The following is a 1,375-nucleotide window of genomic DNA, read 5'->3' as shown; positions in this document are numbered from 1 at the left end:
GTGCCGACCGACGCCCAGGTCGAGGAGGCCGTGGCAGCCGCGCACGCCGTGCGCGACGAGTTCGCCGCGACCCCCGCGCATGTGCGCGCCGCCGCCCTCGACCACGTCTCGCGCCGCCTCGTCGAGCGCACCGAGGAGATCGCCCAGCTGATCTCCGCCGAGAACGGCAAGCCCATCAAGTGGGCCCGCGGCGAGGTCGGCCGTGCCGTCTCCGTGTTCCGGTTCGCCGCCGAGGAGGCCCGCCGCTACAACGGCGGCGAGGCCCAGCGCCTGGACACCGACGCCGGCGGCGTGGGCCGGCTCGCCCTGACCCGCCGCTTCCCGCGCGGCACGGTACTGGGTATCGCGCCCTTCAACTTCCCGCTCAACCTCTGCGCCCACAAGATCGCCCCGGCGATCGCCGTCGGCGCCCCGATCATCCTCAAGCCGGCCCCGGCCACCCCGCTCTCCGGCCTGATCATCGGCGACCTGCTCGCCGAGACGGACCTCCCCGCGGGCTCCTGGTCGATCCTTCCGGTCGCCAACGACAAGATGCCCGCCCTCGTCCAGGACGAGCGCCTGCCGGTCATCTCCTTCACGGGCTCCGAGACGGTCGGCTTCGCGATCATGGACTCGGTCCCGCGCAAGCACATCACCCTGGAGCTCGGCGGCAACGGTGCGGCCGTCGTCCTCGGCGACTGGGCGTCGGAGAAGGACCTCGACTGGGCCGCGACCCGTATCGCGACCTTCTCGAACTACCAGGGCGGCCAGTCCTGCATCTCCGTGCAGCGCGTGATCGCGGACGCCGCCGTCTACGACCGGCTCGTCCCGAAGATCGTCGCGGCCGTCGAGGCCCAGGTCACCGGCGACCCGTCGGACGCCGCCACCGACGTCGGCCCGCTCGTCAGCGAGGCCGCGGCCGTGCGCGTCGAGTCCTGGGTCGACGAGGCCGTCAAGGCCGGCGCCAAGCTGCTCGCGGGCGGCAAGCGCGACGGTGCGGCGTACGCGCCGACCGTCCTCGCGGACCTCCCTGCCGACACCACGCTCGCCGGCGAAGAGGTCTTCGGACCGGTCCTCTCGGTGAAGAAGGTCGACGGTGAGGCGGAGGCCTTCGCGGCCGTCAACGACTCCAAGTACGGCCTCCAGGCAGGGGTGTTCACCCATGACCTGCAGACGGCCTTCCGCGCCCACAGCGCGCTGGAGGTCGGCGGCGTGATCGTCGGCGACGTCCCTTCGTACCGTGCCGACCAGATGCCGTACGGCGGCGCCAAGCAGTCCGGTGTGGGCCGCGAGGGTGTCGCGTACGCGATGGCGGACTACACCTACGAGCGGGTCATGGTCTTCACGGGCCTCGCGCTCTAGTACGTACGCGCGTACACGTCACAACGGCCGGAGC

1 protein-coding gene is annotated in these 1,375 nt (G+C 72.2%); it reads left to right on the top strand.

Annotation, left to right across the window (positions count from 1 at the left end; translation table 11 throughout):
- A partial coding sequence (locus J0695_RS39705) for an aldehyde dehydrogenase family protein (protein ID WP_206969700.1) occupies positions 1 to 1,341 on the top strand: 1,341 nt, incomplete at its 5' end.
- Positions 1,342 to 1,375 lie beyond the last annotated feature (34 nt).

It is taken from the genome of Streptomyces beijiangensis, from assembly GCF_017315755.1.
GTDB lineage: Bacteria > Actinomycetota > Actinomycetes > Streptomycetales > Streptomycetaceae > Streptomyces > Streptomyces beijiangensis.
This window is presented reverse-complemented; position numbering and strand designations above follow the sequence as displayed.